Annotated in this window: 22 protein-coding genes and 2 pseudogenes; 23 read left to right on the top strand and 1 reads right to left on the bottom strand. The window is 65.1% G+C overall.

Annotated elements, in window-relative coordinates:
- The first annotated feature begins 1 nt into the window (after position 1).
- From lspA to ACZLHH_RS07805, 8 genes are all read left to right on the top strand, one after another.
- The gene (gene lspA, locus ACZLHH_RS07840) at positions 2-502 is read left to right on the top strand and encodes a signal peptidase II (protein ID WP_003098955.1); all 501 of its coding nucleotides are present in this window, start codon (positions 2-4) and stop codon (positions 500-502) included.
- A gap of 336 nt (positions 503-838) precedes the next feature.
- Positions 839-1,150: a hypothetical protein gene (locus ACZLHH_RS07835; RefSeq protein ID WP_003108988.1), complete on the top strand. Its 312-nt coding sequence runs from the start codon at positions 839-841 to the stop codon at positions 1,148-1,150.
- Between the two features lie 337 nt (positions 1,151-1,487).
- Positions 1,488-1,700, top strand: coding sequence for a hypothetical protein (locus ACZLHH_RS07830; protein WP_003116833.1), 213 nt, complete (start codon positions 1,488-1,490; stop codon positions 1,698-1,700).
- Between the two features lie 21 nt (positions 1,701-1,721).
- A complete protein-coding gene (locus tag ACZLHH_RS07825) occupies positions 1,722-2,114 on the top strand; it encodes a hypothetical protein (protein WP_043517044.1) in 393 nt (130 codons plus the stop codon).
- A gap of 182 nt (positions 2,115-2,296) precedes the next feature.
- Entirely contained in the window at positions 2,297-2,983 is a 687-nt protein-coding gene (locus ACZLHH_RS07820) for a hypothetical protein (protein WP_003116830.1), read from the top strand.
- 83 nt (positions 2,984-3,066) lie between these two features.
- Entirely contained in the window at positions 3,067-3,804 is a 738-nt protein-coding gene (locus tag ACZLHH_RS07815; protein WP_003116829.1) for a DUF5983 family protein, read from the top strand.
- Positions 3,805-3,901: 97 nt separating this feature from the next.
- Positions 3,902-4,180, top strand: a complete 279-nt coding sequence (locus tag ACZLHH_RS07810) for a hypothetical protein (protein WP_003116828.1) — start codon at positions 3,902-3,904, stop codon at positions 4,178-4,180.
- A 288-nt stretch (positions 4,181-4,468) separates the two neighbouring features.
- Positions 4,469-5,293 (top strand): hypothetical protein, encoded by an 825-nt coding sequence (locus ACZLHH_RS07805; protein ID WP_003098941.1) that lies wholly within the window; start codon positions 4,469-4,471, stop codon positions 5,291-5,293.
- A gap of 261 nt (positions 5,294-5,554) precedes the next feature.
- Here the strand turns inward: ACZLHH_RS07805 and merR are convergent, their stop codons facing one another.
- Positions 5,555-5,962: an Hg(II)-responsive transcriptional regulator gene (merR, locus tag ACZLHH_RS07800; protein ID WP_003098939.1), complete on the bottom strand. Its 408-nt coding sequence runs from the start codon at positions 5,960-5,962 to the stop codon at positions 5,555-5,557.
- 71 nt (positions 5,963-6,033) lie between these two features.
- Here merR and merT point away from each other — a divergent pair, with 71 nt between their 5' ends.
- The 15 genes and pseudogenes from merT (at position 6,034) to ACZLHH_RS07725 (ending at position 16,417) form a co-directional block, all read left to right on the top strand.
- Entirely contained in the window at positions 6,034-6,384 is a 351-nt protein-coding gene (merT, locus tag ACZLHH_RS07795) for a mercuric ion transporter MerT (RefSeq protein ID WP_003116827.1), read from the top strand.
- A gap of 12 nt (positions 6,385-6,396) precedes the next feature.
- Positions 6,397-6,684: a mercury resistance system periplasmic binding protein MerP gene (merP, locus tag ACZLHH_RS07790; protein WP_003116826.1), complete on the top strand. Its 288-nt coding sequence runs from the start codon at positions 6,397-6,399 to the stop codon at positions 6,682-6,684.
- A 10-nt stretch (positions 6,685-6,694) separates the two neighbouring features.
- Positions 6,695-8,383, top strand: a complete 1,689-nt coding sequence (gene merA / locus ACZLHH_RS07785) for a mercury(II) reductase (RefSeq protein WP_003098932.1) — start codon at positions 6,695-6,697, stop codon at positions 8,381-8,383.
- An 18-nt stretch (positions 8,384-8,401) separates the two neighbouring features.
- Positions 8,402-8,917: a Tn3 family transposase gene (locus tag ACZLHH_RS07780; protein WP_003098931.1), complete on the top strand. Its 516-nt coding sequence runs from the start codon at positions 8,402-8,404 to the stop codon at positions 8,915-8,917.
- Positions 8,881-9,399, top strand: a pseudogene (locus tag ACZLHH_RS07775) (Tn3 family transposase); the annotation flags it as partial. The gene ACZLHH_RS07780 and the pseudogene ACZLHH_RS07775, both read left to right, overlap by 37 nt.
- Before the next feature lie 45 nt (positions 9,400-9,444).
- Positions 9,445-9,729, top strand: coding sequence for a DUF3085 domain-containing protein (locus ACZLHH_RS07770; protein WP_031629745.1), 285 nt, complete (start codon positions 9,445-9,447; stop codon positions 9,727-9,729).
- A 141-nt stretch (positions 9,730-9,870) separates the two neighbouring features.
- Positions 9,871-10,321, top strand: a pseudogene (locus tag ACZLHH_RS07765) (XF1762 family protein).
- 310 nt (positions 10,322-10,631) lie between these two features.
- Positions 10,632-11,537 carry a DUF3577 domain-containing protein gene (locus tag ACZLHH_RS07760; RefSeq protein ID WP_003116825.1) on the top strand — a complete coding sequence of 302 codons (906 nt, stop codon included), beginning with the start codon at positions 10,632-10,634 and terminating at the stop codon, positions 11,535-11,537.
- Positions 11,538-11,682: 145 nt separating this feature from the next.
- Positions 11,683-12,510, top strand: a complete 828-nt coding sequence (locus tag ACZLHH_RS07755; RefSeq protein ID WP_013391792.1) for a DUF932 domain-containing protein — start codon at positions 11,683-11,685, stop codon at positions 12,508-12,510.
- A gap of 94 nt (positions 12,511-12,604) precedes the next feature.
- The gene (locus tag ACZLHH_RS07750) at positions 12,605-13,294 is read left to right on the top strand and encodes a DUF3275 family protein (protein WP_003116823.1); all 690 of its coding nucleotides are present in this window, start codon (positions 12,605-12,607) and stop codon (positions 13,292-13,294) included.
- Between the two features lie 94 nt (positions 13,295-13,388).
- Positions 13,389-13,730 (top strand): hypothetical protein, encoded by a 342-nt coding sequence (locus ACZLHH_RS07745; RefSeq protein WP_003116822.1) that lies wholly within the window; start codon positions 13,389-13,391, stop codon positions 13,728-13,730.
- 104 nt (positions 13,731-13,834) lie between these two features.
- Positions 13,835-14,242 carry a hypothetical protein gene (locus ACZLHH_RS07740; RefSeq protein WP_003116821.1) on the top strand — a complete coding sequence of 136 codons (408 nt, stop codon included), beginning with the start codon at positions 13,835-13,837 and terminating at the stop codon, positions 14,240-14,242.
- A 16-nt stretch (positions 14,243-14,258) separates the two neighbouring features.
- The gene (locus tag ACZLHH_RS07735) at positions 14,259-14,519 is read left to right on the top strand and encodes a hypothetical protein (protein ID WP_003090124.1); all 261 of its coding nucleotides are present in this window, start codon (positions 14,259-14,261) and stop codon (positions 14,517-14,519) included.
- A 76-nt stretch (positions 14,520-14,595) separates the two neighbouring features.
- Positions 14,596-15,243, top strand: coding sequence for a hypothetical protein (locus tag ACZLHH_RS07730; protein WP_003116820.1), 648 nt, complete (start codon positions 14,596-14,598; stop codon positions 15,241-15,243).
- Between the two features lie 64 nt (positions 15,244-15,307).
- Entirely contained in the window at positions 15,308-16,417 is a 1,110-nt protein-coding gene (locus ACZLHH_RS07725) for a DUF6094 domain-containing protein (protein ID WP_003116819.1), read from the top strand.
- Positions 16,418-16,449: the final 32 nt, after the last annotated feature.

The raw sequence follows: 16,449 nt of genomic DNA, 5'->3' as shown, positions 1-16,449 counted from the left end.
AATGGATGAACCATCTCTTCGCAAGACGCAGTGGTACTCACTCGCGATCGTTATATTCGCCGGCGATCAGGCAGCTAAGAGCTACATTGACGCGACAACTCCCTTGGGTTGGTCGCACGAGGTGGCGTCATTCTTCAACCTAGTTCACGCTCTCAATCCCGGCGCGGCGTTCAGCTTCCTTGCTGGCGCGGGCGGCTGGCAGCGGTGGTTTTTTCTGGCGATCGCGTTCGCAATATCGGCATGGCTCGCATGGCTGCTCTCCCGGCCGCTGCGCAAAACGGAAGGCCTTTCGTACAGCCTCATTCTGGGCGGCGCATTGGGCAACGCGTTCGACCGCGCCACGCGCGGGCACGTTATCGACTACATCGACTTTCACCTGCACGGCTGGCACTGGCCCGCCTTCAACATCGCTGACATGGCCATCGTGGGCGGGGCGATCGCGCTGGTGGCCCAGTCGTTCATGAGCGTGGAGAACCCGGCCGCCACAAAGGAGTCCCAGTGACATTGGGACGATCCGGAAATTCGCAATGCACACGGTGCAGGACACCAATCTGAAGAGAACGGCCCCCAGCATGAGCGGCCGCGGCTTGGCCCTCATGCTAGCGCCCACCGCCGCTTTTGCTGCAACGCCCTGTTGCGATGGCGGCGATTGCTGCAACGACGTCGCAATGCCTTGCTGTGAATAAACAGCACGCAAGCCAGTTGACCTGGCAATTATGAAAGTCCATCACGGCGATGCTGGCCTTTTTCGTTCCAATGAGCCGTCACGGAGAGGTGATGATGAAGCTATGCCGGGATCCTGCAAGCTTTAGGACGGTCTTCTTTACCGCATAGCGATATGCTGATGTCACCCGTTCGCCTCGCCTGGCAAGTACAAGTAGTTCGTCGCGGTTTTCTGGCCGTGTCCGCCCGCTTCGCTGGCCCTTTTGCCCCAAACAAGCGCAATCATGCCTGCGTTACCACCAAAGTTCGCCCCCGCCAGTTGCTGTTCCTAAAGGGCATCAAGCTCAACGCCATCGCCGACCGGCCAGCGTATTTCGCATCGCTGCGTGCCCGTCGGGGCCAGCCCATCGTCATCCTCGCAGAGCTGGGACCGGACGAGGCATTCGCCCTGTGGAAGCAGCATGTACTGGGCGACAGGCCTCGCTGACCCAGTTTCGCCTCATCCTCCTGACAGCCCCGCACTTATTGCGGGGCTTTCTTTTTTCCGCGTTCGCCAATCGGGGCTGTTGCAAATGCCGATTTCCGGCTGACGCGGCTCGCCTCGCGCATGAAGCTGCCCGCATGTGTCGCTGATTCGTCAGCACCATGCCAGCAGCCAGAGTTTCCAGGCTGCCGCGGATTCTTTCCGCGCTACCCGCCAGTCCGCCATCGCATCGAGTCTGCGGACGCGCGTCACCCGTGACGCCGATGCTTTTTTCTCAACCGCGTGCGGGAGCTGCCATCCCGTGAGGGACGAGGCCCCGCTTTTTCCAAGGAGCCCGTCCATGTCCCAGCAAGCCTCTTTCGGCCAGTTGGCCTTGATCCATTGCGGCAAGTTCCTGCCGCTCGAAATCCTGCATAGCGCCGCCGGCCACTACATCGGCACGCGCGATACAGAAGGTCCCGTTTCGCGGGAATCCTGCCAGTACTTCCGCAGCTATGCCGCGGCTCAACGTGCCCTCGAAAGAGGCGGCTGGTCCCAGCTCGCCACACCCTGATCCAACTGGAGGAACCACGTCATGAACCAGCTTTTGCCCCAGGAAGTCGTCGATCAGATCATGCGGGAAGAGCAGCATTTCGCCGCCGCGCCCCAAGCCTTCTTCGAGGTCTGGAAGCGCGGCGTCGAGATCGCAGGCCCGCAATGGTTTGGCGACGGCACGCGCGAAGGCCTGAACCGGGCAAAGAGCAAGTGGGATCTGCGTCCCGACATGCTGCGTGCCAACGACGCACTCGGCGTCCTGAGCAGCGGGGAACGCATGTTCCTGTCCGCCATGTTCAGCTTCTACAACGCGCGCGAGGGCGGTGCCATGCTCAAGCGCTGCCACTTCCAAGGACTGTCGGACTTCGATGGTCTCGATCTGCAACGTCGCCAGGTGATCGCCGACCTGCTGCTGAACTACAGCGGTTGGTGAGCCGGTCCCTGGCACACCTTCATCACTGCGTTCACGGGACCCCATGAGGGACATGCGCCTCGTTCGAGGCCATGTCCCTCGCGTTTTCTCCCCGCCCAGCGCCATCCGGCATCAGGCGGTTTCCCCTGCGGATGCCATCGTCCGCAAGGGCTGGCTCCGTTCATTCATCGAAAGGAGCCTTCATGGCCAACAACTACTACGAAGCCACCGGCGTTCTCGTGCTCGACCGTGTGACGCCCGTCATCCAGGCGCTGTTCGGCGCCTTCGCGCTGGACGAGAGCCACCCCGGCAACGGGCAGGCCTACATCGCCCAGATCGCCGAGACCACCAATCCGCAATGGCCGGACGTGCTCGATGGCCTGGAAGACCTGGCCACGCAACTCGGTATTCCGATGCCGGACGACGAAGGGCTGTCGATCCCGCCGCTGCTCGAACTGCTCGCCGTGCACTTCCGTGCCGATGAGGACGAAGAGCTGGGGAACTTGATCGACCGTCATTCGTTCGAGGACACCGCCGATCTCGACGCATTGTTTCTGATCGCCACCCGGTTCGATGACGGGCACCACCTGACCGCCATCCAGTTCGAGGGCTGCTGGTACTGCAGCAAGCCGCGGCTGTTCGAGTTCGGCGGCAACGGCTGCTACCTGAGCCGCGAGGTCCGCTTCATCAGCTCCTCCTCCCAGGCCCTCCAGCTCGGCGACCAATTGCGCAAGACCATTGTGGCCGCCGACATCGAAGAGGCTTCGGCCCTGATCGCGCTGGAGACCATCAATCTGCTGGCGGGCGTCAGCGACGAGCCATTCCGCATGAATTTGCGCCGGCGCGTCGCCGAGCGATTGGCCCAAACGCCAACGATCAGCGTCACCTGACGCTGTTTCCTTTCTTTCCACCCACCGGGGTCAATTCCCGGTGGCGGGGATTTGCTCCATCATTATTCTGTTGGAGAAATCCCATGTCCCAGAATCCCAATCCCTTTCTACGCGGCTACTGGAATCTGAAAATCGTCCGCACGCTGTCCATCAGCTACGAGGACGGAAGCCCGCATGTTTGGCGAAACATCCACCCGAGCCAGCAGCACCTCTGCGACGCGGCGCTGGTTTCTTCTCCTTGCATCATCACCAGCGACTTCGCGGTGGTCAGGACTGGCACCGAACCTGTCGGCGCCGCACTGATCGCCGAATGCGACGCGGCTGAAGGGGGCAGCGGCGAAGGCATGGTGGGTGCCGTGGTGTACGCGATCCACGGCGACGACTTCGACGGCCGCCCCGTCCACATTGGCGACACCTATTCGGCCGAGGCCGCACGGGAAGTCGTGCAGCGGTTGAGCTTCGAGACCGGCTACTACAGCCGGTGCTGGGAAATCAGCAGCGCGCACATCAGCCGCGAAACCGGCCAGTACCTGGCCAACCTGGCTGACCTCGCGACGCCGGAGGCCTTTTTGTTCATCGCGTTCCGGATTCCCTACAGCCCGGCGATCGGCGTCAAGCTGATCTCCACGCCCTGGACGGACCAGCACCTGCAGGACGTCGAGGGGATCGCCGCCGAGCAGCTTCGGCAGGAGCACCGCAGCAAGGGCATGCCGGACGAGCTGGCACAGATCCTTGAACTGGCCGGCCAGGCCGACGTGCGCATCCTCATCCTCGATGCCGACGCACCCGTGTTGCCGGGCCTATCGCTGGCCGGCGAATAGCTGCCACACACATCCCCGGCCTTCCTTGTCCTCACCGCATGCCGGCCCGGTCTCCCGCCAGAGAGCCGGGCCGGCGCACTTTCACAGGAGCGATCCCATGTTCCCCGACCTCATCACACCCGCATCCGACTTCGAGCACCAACTCGGAGCCTGCGTCAACGCCATGAGCCAGGAAGATGCCATCGGCCAGATCCTGGTATTCGAGCGCATGAGCGGCACGCTGCACATGCGCCATATCGCCAGCGCCGACCTGGTGGACACCGACGTGGACGACTACGAAATGGTCGTCTTCGACGGTGGCAACACAAGCGGCGACACGTGGAAACACGTGTTCTTTCCGCGTCAGCGCGAGCACTACTTCGTGTACCAAGCCTGATTCCTCCAGCCCCTTTCGAGGGGCTTTTTCTTGCCCGCAGCACAGGAAAACGGTTGTGGTGCGGTGCCGTTTCCTGCGGGCAGGCAGACCGCCCCAGGGCCATGCTTGCCCCATGTTCGTCGGCGTTGCCGGCACATGCCCAGGCAGTCGAGACCTTCGAGGCTGCAAGCGCGGGAAACCGTGCTGGTCGTTTCTTCCTACGGACCTACCGCGTCCATCCACGCCACCCACAAGGGACCTCTCCCTTGCGGGCGGGGAATCCCTTGTTTTTCCTCAAGGAGTTTCCCCATGGATCGTTCCCTCATCAAATCCATGATGCCTTCGCTGGTCGCAGGCCATGTGCCCCGCAACGTGCGGTCGTTCAAGTACCGCGTGTTCGATGATCAGCCGCTGTCCTCAACGCTGGGCTTCGCCATCGACCCCCAACCCTTCGACGGCAAGGTGGTCGCCGCGACCGACGATGCCATCGTCGTCAAGCTCAAGCCTTCCGAGTTCGCGGTGCTCGATCCCAGCCTGGTGACCACGGTTCCTGCCGAAGGCGCCAAGGTGCATGTCCAACCCTATGCCCGTCGTCGCTTCGACGGACTGCGCGCGGACACGCCGGAGGTCATCACCGAGGAGACTTCGGACGGCACGCCGTACACCATCACGAGGCACATCCTCGGCTCGGCGCCGGCCAAGCTGCCCATTCCCACGCCGCAGTGCATGGAGTTGGGCCAGCTCATCGAGCAGTTGGAGGAGATGCCGGCCCCCGATCGCTTCCGGCGCATCACCCACATGCTGGTGGATGCCGGTGCCCGCGACTTCACCTGGGTCGATCCCACGCCCTCCAAGATCATCGAGACCCCGCCGGCGATCAGCTTCACGGTCTCGACCGCGAAGTTCGAGGGCCGGGTGACGATCCTCTACGACCGCGGCGGAGACACCTACGTGGTGGAACTGCACCGTCAGAACGGTGAATCGGTCGAACTGGTCGATCGGCACGACGAGGTGTATTTCGACATGCTCGGCGAAGTGCTGGAGAGGCTCATCGACGACGGGCGCTGGCGCCAGATCGACGTGAGCATCCTCGACGCGAAAGCGGCCCGCAAGCGCCAGGCCGTCCCGGCATGACGCCCCGCAGCGAAACCGGGCGGTCCTGCGGCTGACCCGAGGCATCCGCCACGGCGTTCCAGCCGTTCCGGCCGCGTGCACTACAGGCCCTTCATCCCATCGGATGGAGGCCTTTCTCATTCTTCCACACAGGAGATTTCATCCATGTCACTGCGATTCAAAGGCGCTGACCTGCGCCCCGTGCTGACCGAAGCCATCGCCAATCAGGGGTCGTCTCAGAAAACGGAAAAAAATCGTACGCTAAGAGCCGAAGTGGGCCCTTTAGCAGCAATGCAAAGCTGCGATCAACGGGCAGGAAACATTGCCATGGTGCGCGTTGCACTCTCTCACTAGCGTCGACAGGGCCTCTTCCATCCGCGTGAGGTCCGCCATGCGTGCGCGCACATCGGCCAGCCGGTGAGCAGCCAGTTCGGCCGCCTCGCTGCAATGGGTGCCGTCCTCCAGTTTCAGGAGCTGGCCGACTTCATCCAGGCTGAATCCCAGGCGCTGGGCTGACTTCACGAACTTCACCCGCGCCACGTCCGCCTGCCCGTAGCGGCGGATGCGACCGTAGGGCCGCTCCGGCTGGGGTAGCAAGCCCTTGAGCTGATAGAAGCGGATCGTCTCCACGTTGACCCGGGCTGCCTTGGCGAAGGCCCCGATGGTCAGATTCTCTTGAGCGTTCTCCATGGCGCTTGACTCCGTAGTTGACTACGGAAGTAACGTTACAGCATCAAGCGAAGTCCCGGAAGGAGAACCTTATGTCGGAACCCAAGAACGGCTGCGGCGCACTGGCGACCGGCGGCGTCGCGGCCGTCCTCGCCTCGGCCTGCTGCCTCGGCCCCCTTGTCCTGGTCGCGCTCGGCTTCTCTGGCGCGTGGATCGGCAACCTGACCGTGCTGGAGCCGTATCGGCCGATCTTCATCGGCGCAGCGCTCATCGCGCTGTTCTTCGCCTGGCGCAGCATCTTCCGACCAGCCCATGCCTGCAAGCCCGGCGACGTTTGCGCCGTGCCCCAAGTGCGGACTGCCTACAAGGTGATCTTCTGGATCGTGGCCGCCCTGGTTCTGGTTGCCCTCGCGTTTCCCTACGTCCTGCCGCTGTTCTACTGAAAGGAGATCACCATGAAGAAACTCACCACCCTCACCACCCTCATCGCCCTGGCCGCCGCTCTAAGCGCGCCCGCCTGGGCTGCCACCAAGACCGTCACCCTGTCGGTGCCCGGCATGACCTGCGCCGCGTGCCCGATCACGGTCAAGACGGCTCTGTCCAAGGTCGCCGGCGTCGAGAAGGCCGAAGTCAGCTTCGAGAAGCGGGAGGCCGTCGTCACCTTCGACGAGGCCAAGACCAATGCCGACGCCTTGACCAAGGCCACCGCAAACGCGGGTTACCCGTCCAGCGTCAAGCAGTGAGGGCGTAATCATGGCCGAGGCGATCACCCTCCACATCGAAGGCATGACCTGCACGTCGTGCGCCGAGCACGTCCAGCAGGCTTTGACGAACGTGCCCGGCGTGCGCGCGGCCTCGGTGTCCTATCCGCAGCGGCAGGCCGAAATCGAGGCGGATGCAGGCGTGAGCGTGGCCCCGCTGGTTGCCGCAGTGGCCACGCTCGGCTATCGCGCACGGCTTACCGACACGCCGAACAAGCCTGCCGGCCTGCTAGACAAGGCGCTGGGCTGGCTCGGTGGCGAAACGAAGCATGTTGGCGGTGAACAAGCGCTGCACGTGGCTGTGATAGGCAGCGGCGGCGCGGCGATGGCGGCTGCCTTGAAGGCCGTGGAGCAAGGCGCCCGCGTCACGCTGATCGAGCGCGGCACCATCGGCGGCACCTGCGTCAATGTCGGCTGCGTGCCGTCCAAGATCATGATCCGCGCCGCGCACATCGTCCACCTGCGCCGCGAAAGCCCGTTCGATGCTGGCCTGCCGGCCGCAGCGCCCGCTGTACTGCGCGAGCGGCTGCTGGCCCAGCAACAAGGCCGCGTCGAGGAGCTGCGCCATGCCAAGTACGAAGGCATCCTGGCAAGCACTCCGGCCATCACCGTGCTGCGCGGCGAGGCCCGGTTCAGGGACACGCGCACGCTGACCGTGGCGACCGCTGACGGCGGCACGCACGAGGTGAACTTCGACCGCTGCCTGATTGCCACCGGCGCGAGCCCGGCGCTTCCGCCAATCCCGGGCCTTGCGGACACACCCCACTGGACCTCCACCGAGGCGCTGGAAAGCAGCTCGCTCCCCGAGCGGCTGGCCGTGATTGGTTCCTCCGTGGTGGCGGTCGAGTTGGCGCAAGCCTTCGCCCGGCTGGGCAGCCAGGTCACGATCCTGGCGCGCAGCACGCTGTTCTTCCGAGAAGACCCGGCCATCGGGGAAGCCGTAACAGACGCCTTCCGCGCCGAGGGCATCGAGGTGCTGGACCACACCCAGGCGAGCCACGTTGCCTATGCGGGCGGGGAATTCGTGCTCACCACCGGGCAGGGGGAAGTGCGCGCCGACAAGCTGCTGGTCGCCACCGGTCGCGCGCCGAACACGCGCAGCCTGAACCTTGAAGCGGCAGGCGTCGAAGTCAATGCGCAGGGAGCCATCGTCATCGACCGCGCCATGCGCACGAGCGCACCGCACATCTTTGCTGCCGGCGACTGCACCGACCAGCCGCAGTTCGTCTATGTGGCGGCGGCGGCCGGCACGCGCGCCGCGATCAACATGACCGGCGGCGACGCGGCGCTGGACCTGACGGCGATGCCGGCGGTGGTGTTCACCGATCCGCAGGTGGCGACCGTGGGCTACAGCGAGGCGGAAGCGCACCACGACGGCATCGAGACCGACAGCCGGCTGCTGACGCTCGACAACGTGCCGAGGGCGCTCGCCAACTTCGACACGCGCGGCTTCATCAAGCTGGTGGCGGAAGCTGGCTCAGGGCGGCTGATCGGCGTACAGGCGGTCGCGCCGGAAGCGGGCGAACTGATCCAGACGGCCGCGCTGGCGATCCGCCACCGGATGACCGTGCAGGAGCTGGCCGACCAGTTGTTCCCCTACCTGACCATGGTCGAGGGACTGAAGCTCGCGGCGCAGACCTTCAACAAGGACGTGAAGCAACTGTCCTGTTGCGCCGGATGAGGAAAAGGGAGGTGTTCGATGAACGCCTACAGCCGCGCCAACCGCCGCATCTACGCGGCCTTGTCCGATCCCCTGTCGGCCACCCACCGGCACCGCCTCGACGATCTGCTCAAGCGCCACGACAACGGCAAGACGACCTGGCTGGCCTGGCTGCGCCAGTCGCCCGTCAAGCCGAACTCGCGCCACATACTCGAACACATCGAGCGCCTCAAAGCCTGGCAGGCGCTCGACCTGCCTTCCGGCATCGAGCGGTCGGTGCACCAGAACCGCCTGCTCAAGATCGCCCGCGAAGGCGGCCAGATGACGCCCGCCGATCTGGCCAAGTTCGAGGCACAGCGCCGCTACGCGACCCTGGTGCGCTCGCCATCGAGGGCATGGCCACCGTCACCGACGAAATCATCGACCTGCACGACCGCATCCTGGGCAAGCTGTTCAACGCTGCCAAGCACAAGCATCAGCAGCAGTTCCAGGCGTCCGGCAAGGCGATCAACGCCAAGGTGCGGCTGGCCACCTCGATCAAGCAGGGCACGGTGACGGCCTCGCTGATGCTCAGGAAACTCGGCAGCTACCCGCGCCAGAACGGCCTGGCCGTGGCGCTGCGCGAGCTGGGCCGCATCGAGCGAACGCTGTTCATCCTGGACTGGCTGCAAAGCGTCGAGCTGCGCCGCCGCGTGCATGCCGGACTGAACAAGGGCGAAGCCCGCAACGCGCTAGCCCGCGCCGTGTTCTTCAACCGGCTGGGCGAAATCCGCGACCGCAGTTTCGAGCAGCAGCGCTACCGGGCCAGCGGCCTCAACCTGGTGACGGCGGCCATAGTGTTGTGGAACACGGTCTATCTGGAACGGGCCTCAAACGCCTTACGCGGTCACGGCCAGACTGTCGATGACGCCCTGTTGCAGTACCTGTCGCCGCTGGGCTGGGAGCACATCAACCTGACCGGCGATTACCTCTGGCGCAGCAGCGCCAAGATCGGCGCGGGCAAGTTCAGGCCGCTACGACCGCTGCAACCGGCTTAGCGTACGATTTTTTCCGTTTTCTGAGACGTCCCCAATCAGTGCCGCATTGTCCTGGTCAAGGATCAGGGCGTGTACTTCCTCGCCGAGCGTGGGGAGCGTCGCCCGGATGGGCGCCAGGCACTGCTCGCCTACGCCGTCGGATGCAACCCGGACACCGACCCGTTCGATGACTGGTGGCACCTCGCCGGCCGCGAGCTGGGCGGCGATGACTTCGCGGAGTATTTCGACCCGAAGGACGGCCTGTTCACGCGCCTCCAGCACTCGGCGGACGATCTCGTGCTTTCCGCCACCGCCACGCACCTGTCCTTAGCAGTGGTGCCTCCCGCCTGACGCGGCAACCGCCTCGCAGCCCCCGCATCGGGGGCCTTCTTTTGTTCGCACCGCCGCCATCGCCGCGCGTGCGCGTTTGTCTCCAGCCGCCGAGGCACGCCCCGCCGGCCACAACGCCGGCATGCCACCGGAGACAACCGCATGAACACGCCATCGACCTCGCCGAGGCTGCACCTCCTACCGGTGTCGCTGCGCACGGCCAATGCATTCGTTCTGTCGCACCATCGCCACCACCGCCCGGTCCAGGGCGCGAAGTTCGCCCTGGCCGTCACGCTGAGCGACAGCGACCTGATCCACGGCGTGGCCATTGTCGGCCGCCCGGTCGCGCGGCACCTGGACGCTGGAAGTCACGCGGCTGTGCACCGACGGCACACCCAGCGCCTGCAGCAAGCTCTACGGCGCGGCCTGGCAGGCGGCAAGGGCGCTGGGCTACATACGCCTGCTCACCTACACCATGCCCGACGAAGGTGGCGCCAGCCTGCGCGCCGCCGGCTGGCGGCTGATCGGCGCGCGCGGTGGCGGCGCCTGGAGCCGTCCCGGCCGTCCGCGCGCCGATACCCCCGAGCACCTGCGCGGCGCCAAGTGCCTGTGACAGGCGCCGGGTGGCGCGGACAAAGGGAAGCGCCCGGGTGCCGATTGATTGCTGCCGCGCGCGCGAGGCCCCGCCATGCTGGCCCCATGCCTGCTGACGTCGTCAGCGACATGCCAGGCAACCATCGGTCTTCGAGGTTGCGGCGCAGTTCCCACTGCGTGACCGAGCCAGCTCGCACCGCATCCTTCCGCGAGCGGCCACCAGCCTCTGGTGGCGGATGCTTTCGCCTTATCAACCCACCGCGGGGTCACGCACCTTCCCCGCATGCGTGGGCCGGTGTGTCTCCGCTTCATCCCAATGGAGATTCACCATGAACACCACGTCCAACGAGAAATCGTATTTCGACCTCCACACCTCGGGCATCGGCTACATCCAGCGTGTCCGTGAAGTGCCCGTCCGGGGCGGCCGCCGTGCGCAGCCTTTCCTGGCATGCACCATCGCCGCGCTGGTCGGCCCCGCCCGGGACCCCAGCTACCGCTACTTCGACGTCAAGGTCTCGGGTGCCGAGGCCAAGAAGCTCGTTCAGCGCTACATCGGCGTTGACGATCCCAAGCAGCGCCCGCTGGTGCGCTTTCGCCTCGGTGACCTGTGGGGCGATGTGTACATCCGCGACAAGGGTGAGCAGAAGGGTCAGGCCGCCGCGTCCCTCAAGGCGCGACTGCTCAAGGCCGAACTGATCGACCGGGCCGAACTGGCTTCGATCGAGCAGCACGAGTTGATCACCCGCGGCATCGGCTATCTCAATCGTGTGAAGGACGTCACCCCAAAAGCTGGCGACTCGTTCCTCTCTTGCACCGTCGCGGCACTGGCCGGGCCTGTCGATGAACCGGAGTATCGGTACTTCGACACCATCGTCGCCACCCCGGAAGCCGAGCACCTGGTTCGCCGGTGCGTTCAGGCCGTCGAGGGTGACCGCAAGGTGCTGATCGCCTTCCGTCTGAACGACATGAAGATCGATCCGTACATCCGCACCAAGGGTGAGCACGCCGGGGAACCGGCCGCCAGCCTGGAATCGACGCTGGTCCACATCGGTCTCATCAAGATCGACGGCACCCAGGTCTATCCGACGAGCCAGGCGCAAGCCGAGGCGCCGCCGGCCGAAGACGCATCCGCGTCCGAAGCCGACGATGCCATCGACACGGCCACCGAGCCCGCCGAGCGCGAGCCCGAGGCGCAAGTCCAGGAGCAGGAGCCGGCATTGGCTGCTTCGTTCTGATCCGGCACGGCCTCTCACGGGGCCTTGTCGCTTTTCCTCCCCACGTACGCCGCGTCCCCAGGACGCGTGCTTGCGCATTTCATCCCCCGAGTTCCGCGTGGTCTCACGGCCACGCGGTTGTCGAATTTCTCAAAGGAGATCAGCCATGTCTCTGGTATCCCGCTTTGCTCCGCAATCCCCGATCCTGCGCTCTGATCGCCCACTCTCGGACGACCGCATTCGTGCCGTCGTTCCGTCGATCTTCGCCGACGCTCCACATGGGAGCCGGTCCGATCGGTATGCCTACATACCGACCTCGACCGTGCTGACCAAGCTGCGCCAGGAGGGCTTCGAGCCCTTCATGGTGTGTCAGACGCGCGTGCGCAACGAAGACCGGCGCGAGTACACGAAGCACCTCATCCGACTTCGCCATGCAAGCCAGATCAACGGCGACGAGGCGAACGAGATCATCCTGCTCAACAGCCATGACGGCACGAGCAGCTATCAGATGCTCGCCGGCATGTTCCGGTTCGTCTGCCACAACGGCCTGGTTTGCGGTGACACCACCGCAGACATCCGCGTTCCCCACAAGGGCGACGTGGCCAGCCAGGTGATCGAAGGTGCCTACGGAGTCCTCGAAGGTTTCGAGCGCGTGCAGAACGCGCGCGATGCGATGCGCACCATCACCCTCGATGAGGGCGAAGCGGAGGTCTTTGCGAACTCTGCGCTCGCACTCAAGTACGACGATCCGGCCAAGTCCACGCCTGTCACCGAGAGCCAACTGCTGGCCCCTCGGCGATGGGACGACCGCAAGAACGACCTGTGGGCCGTCTTCAACCGCGTCCAGGAGAACCTAGTCAAAGGGGGCCTGAACGGACGCACGGCCAACGGCCGCAATCAGCGCACCCGTCCGGTGCAAGGCATCGACCAGAACCTGCGCCTGAACCGGGCGTTGTGGCTGCTGGCCGAAGGCATGCGCCAGCTCAAGGCGTGATGCCACGCGGACCTCGCCCACCTCGGGCGAGGCCATTTCCTCTCATCCACCGGGTGCCGTCGGCGGCCCGTCATTCATCATCAGGAGAACCATCATGGCAACCCCATCGGCTTCCGAGAAATCTGTTGCGCCCATCGTCGTCCCCGGCCAGCTCACGCTGCGTACCATCCGCGGCAAGAACGGCCCGTTCACGGTTGGCCGCCTCGCGACGCACCTCGGTACTTTCGAGGTCAAAGACCCGGAGCTGGAGCAGTACCCCGAAGGCAAGTACGACGGGGAATTCATCATCAGGTACATCTTCCCGAAGTCCTATCCGGTCGGCGGCGGCATGCGGTTCGAGATCCGTGCCAGCCTCGACGGCATGACGCTCAACGGCATCGACAAACTCAGCCGCGACGAAGCCCGCAGCTTCGCCACCCAGGACGTCGATCCGCTCGATGAAGAGCAAGGGGCGCAGCCTGCGGCAACGCCGGCCAAGCCCACCAAAGCGTCCAGGCCCGCCAAGCCCGCACCCGTGCAGGCGTCCGCGGACCCGCTGGTCGATACCACGCCCTTCGGCGTGGATGCGCCACCGCCTGCTACGGCCGCTGCCCCCGGCAGCACCGAAGACGGTGACGCCGCGCTCTTCGGCCTGCTGTGGCCGCTGGGCGAGTCCGTGAAACTGGATTCGACCATCGACCGCCGCACCCTGCGCGCGCAGATCGCCCGCCTGGGCGAGCTGGGCTACGCGCTGGACTTCAAGACGCAGGAGTGGAGCCGCCAGGCCGAACCAAAACCTGCGTGATCGCAGACGCCGCATGCGCGGTGTTCTTCATCCACCCGCCGGGGTTCCTTTCCCATGCGGGGGAGGCCCTGGCCATTTTCTGGAGGTCTCCATCATGTCCACCATCGCTTGCGATACCCCGCGTTCAACGCTGGATGAACCCGCGTGGCGGGACCTTTGCAAAGCGGCCGCCGCACACGCCCAGCGCGGTTGCGGCTTGTCCTACGACCACTACGTGACGCTCTTCAGTTCGGCGATCGACGCACAGGCCAATCGTTTGCCGGATGAGCAACGTGCTCAGGCTCTCGAAATCGCGGCCCAGGAATGGGACTACGCAACACCTGCCGAACGGCAGGAAACCCAGGACTGGAATGCGGAGCATGGCTATTGCTCGCACGGGATCGAGTTCGGCTACTGCCCGGCCGGTTGTGATCGAGACGATGACGACTGGGATTGAGGGCGACGCATAGGTTCCTTCGCCGCAGATGCGGCATTCCATCACCCGCTGGGGGTTCTTCCCCACGGGGAGGCCTTCAGCTCAACTTTTCGAGGAGGCCTCTCATGGGCTGGTATTTCTCAAACCAATCGCGGTCCGAACTGATCGCGGAACTGATCGCACCGCAAGAGACCGAGCGCGCCAGCGTCAAGGTCATCGCTCACACCCTGCGCGGCAACGTGCTGTGGTCCGTCGCCGAAGTGACCGCCAAGGTCGAAGGCGTGCATCGTGATCTCGCACCGGGCCAGTCCCTGCGCTACATCCGCTGCGATCTGCTTGAACGAAGCGGCGGCCAGTGGGGCTACAAGTCCTTGGACGAGTCCATGCACCCGTACTACTACACGTGCCCGCTGTCCTATCTGGACCTCGCACCGGAGCAGTCCGCCGACTGGCGTGCAGGCGTTCGCGCCTACCACGCCCGGCGGCGCACACCCACGGCATCCGCGGCATCCGCCGCGGCGTCGATGGCCTGAGCCAGGAGGAACCGACATGGACCCGATCCTGGCAACGCTTCCGCCCTCGTTGCTGGCACTCGTTGAAGGGAGTTTGTCCAACGACGAAGTGTCCTCCGACGAGGAAATGCTGGCGTACTTCATCGACAACGGCCTCACCGAGGACCAGGCACGGCAGGCACTGACCTACCGCGACCAGTACCTCAACAACATCTACCTGGAAGGCTTCACGCCGATCACTTCGGCGGACGAGCCGCTTCACTTCAACCCGCACACCCGGCAGTTCGAGCCGGACTGAGCGGTTTTCTTCCACCCCCTGGGGCAGTACTTGCCCCAGCGGGCGGTGCTGTTCCCGTTCATCCGAGGACACCACCATGCCCGCAAACACTTCTTCCACGCTGTACCGCATCGACGAATGCCCGGACGTGATGGCCGACGCCTGCGTCGGCGATGACCAGGGCAACCTGATCTTCCTGTCCATCTGGGCGCGGGACACCGCCGTCCAGCAGTTCCTCGCTCGCCTGACCCTCGGGCGCGACGAGCAGGGACTGGACCAGTTCCACGTCATCACCGACCAGGGCGGCAGCGTCCCGGTATTCATCGGCAACGTCGATCGCCTGGAAAAGCGCATCACGCGCGCGTACCGGCGGACGCTGTTCGGCTCGCTGTCCAACGTGTGGCTGTTCGACCGGCGCTGCGTCAAGCCCGACAAGGCCAACGCCAGCGCATTGGCACTGCTGCCACGCGACAGCGCCCACAGGCTTGACCGCCTGTGGATGCTGGTGCGGGACACCTGCCCGTTGCCGCTGCTCGATCACTGGCGCGAGACCGTGCTGGAACTGCTGCAAACCCGCGAGATGCTGGCCCGCCTTCCGTTCGCCCTCGGGCCGCTGGAAGGCCATCGGCTCGCCATCGACGTGCCGGCGCTGACCCTGGCGCTCGGCTCCCTGATCCGCAGCGACGCGCTCACCGCCTATCCGTATCCGGCCAAGATTTGGACGCCGGAAGCGGTAGCGGCTTGACCCACCCTCGGAGGCACGCCTTGGCGTACTTCCGTGTTTCATCCCCGCCAACCAGGAGACTTCCATGGCCCTCATGTTCCCGCGGCTCGCCCGCAATTTCGTCAAGAACGGATATTTCCCGACCGACGAACCCACGCTCGAAAGAGCGCTCAACGCACTGATGCCCAGCGACGGGCCGATGTGCATCCTCGATCCCTGCGCCGGCGAAGGCGTGGCGATCGCCGAAGCCGCCCATGCCCTCGGGCGCGAGCAGGCAAAGGCGTTCGCCGTCGAGTTCGACGCGGAGCGGGCGCGCCATGCCCGCGGCCTGGTCGATCACTGCCTGCACGCGGACCTGATGGACACGATGGTCTCCAAGCAGTCCTTCGGGCTGCTCTGGCTCAACCCGCCGTATGGGGACCTGTCCAAGGACGTCAACGGCAACATCGGCTATCAGGGCCAGGGCCGTGCCCGCCTTGAAAAGCTGTTCTACCAGCGCACGCTCTCGCTGCTGCAATACGGCGGCGTGCTGGTTTTCATCGTCCCCGGCTACGTGCTCGACGCGGAGTTGGTCGGCTGGCTGACGCGCCACTACACGGACCTGCGCATCTACCGAGCGGTGGAGACGCAGTTCAAGCAGGTGGTGATCTTCGGACGCCGGGTGCGCCAGCGCGAGCAGGTGCCCGATGGCGTCAAGGCCGTGCGCAATCTGCTGTTGCAGGTAGGGCAAGGCGAAGTCGAAGCCGAGGAACTGCCGAGCGAGTGGCCGTTCCTGCCGTACATCGTCCCCGCCAGCCCGGCCGAGCCAGAGCATTTCTTCCGCGTGACGATGGAGCCCGAGCAGTTCGCCGATGAGGTTGGCAGGCTGCAAGGCTTGTGGCCATCGCAGGACACGCACCTGGGGGCTGCGCAGCAATCGCTGCGTCCACCGGCGCGGGCCTTGTCCCGCTGGCATCTCGCCCTGGCTCTGGCCGCGGGTGCGATCTCGGGGGTTGTGCGCTCCAAGACCGGGCGCGTGCTCGTCGTCAAAGGTGACACCCACAAGGACAAGACGCTCCAGCGGGAGTTCACCGAACGCGAAGACGGCTCCATCGCCGAGACCCGCATCCTCACCGACAAGTTCGTTCCCGTCATCCGCGCGTGGGACATGACACCTGGCTCCGCGACACGGGGCGAGGTGTTGACCATTCGCTGATCCACCGGACGCGCTGCCGTCCTGCTGTACCA

This window comes from Stenotrophomonas sp. 28608_Sma (genome assembly GCF_056486185.1).
This window is presented reverse-complemented; position numbering and strand designations above follow the sequence as displayed.